General features: G+C 65.5%; 1 pseudogene. It reads left to right on the top strand.

Features of this window, described 5'->3' with window-relative positions:
• Positions 1-878 (top strand): annotated as a pseudogene (locus tag EOA29_RS38225) (AsmA family protein); the annotation flags it as partial.

The following is an 878-nucleotide window of genomic DNA, read 5'->3' on the forward strand; positions in this document are numbered from 1 at the left end:
GTCCTTCAGCGATCTCGAGCTCATCCTCGGCAAGGCGAAGTTCTCGGGCAGCATCGATTCCACCCAGCCAGAGGATGCGAGGCCCTCGGTGCTGATGCGGCTGGAAGGCGGCGATCTCGATGTCGACGGGCTGGCGGCCTTCGCTTCGATCTTCGTCAGCGACAAGGGCGCCAACCGGTTCTCCGACCGCGACCTCGATTTCCAGATCAAGGCAGGCCCGGTCAGCGCCGGCGGATTGACTGCCGACACGGTGGATACCGCATTGAGGCTCCGTCAGGGTCTGCTCGAAATCGACCGGCTCTCGGTCGGCGGGCTTGCCGGCGCATCGATCAGCGCCACCGGGCGCGTCAAGGATTTTCCGGAAAGCCCGACCGGCAAGCTCGACGCTTCCGTCGTGGCCGTGGATCTGAAGCCGCTGATCGACGTCGCGGCGCGACACTATCCGGACAATCAGCTTCTGAAGGGCCTGGCTGCTCGTGCGGCCGCCTATCCCGAACTGTTCCAGGATGCCCGTATCGACCTGGTCACGAGTGCCGCCGACAATGGCGACGGCACGACGGGGCTCGCGCTCTCCGCGCAAGGCAAGGCCGGAGGCTCCGCCTTTTCGGCCTCGCTTTCTGGCAAGGGGACGACAGATCGGCTTCTCGATGCGCCGGTATCGCTGACCTTCAATGCCCGCAACGAGAACGCTGCCACGTTGCTCGCGCTTTACGGATTGCCGGCGCTGCCTCTCGGCATGCTCGGACAGGCGACCACGGATCTCTCGGCGAAAGGCTCGCTGGGCGGCGGTCTGGCGACCAGCTTCAACCTGACGGCCGACGATTTCAGGGCGAGCTTTGACGGTACCGTCGCCGAGACACAGCAAGGCGCCACGGCGA

The organism is Mesorhizobium sp. M1E.F.Ca.ET.063.01.1.1 (assembly GCF_003998155.1).
In the GTDB taxonomy this organism is placed as follows: Bacteria; Pseudomonadota; Alphaproteobacteria; order Rhizobiales; family Rhizobiaceae; genus Mesorhizobium.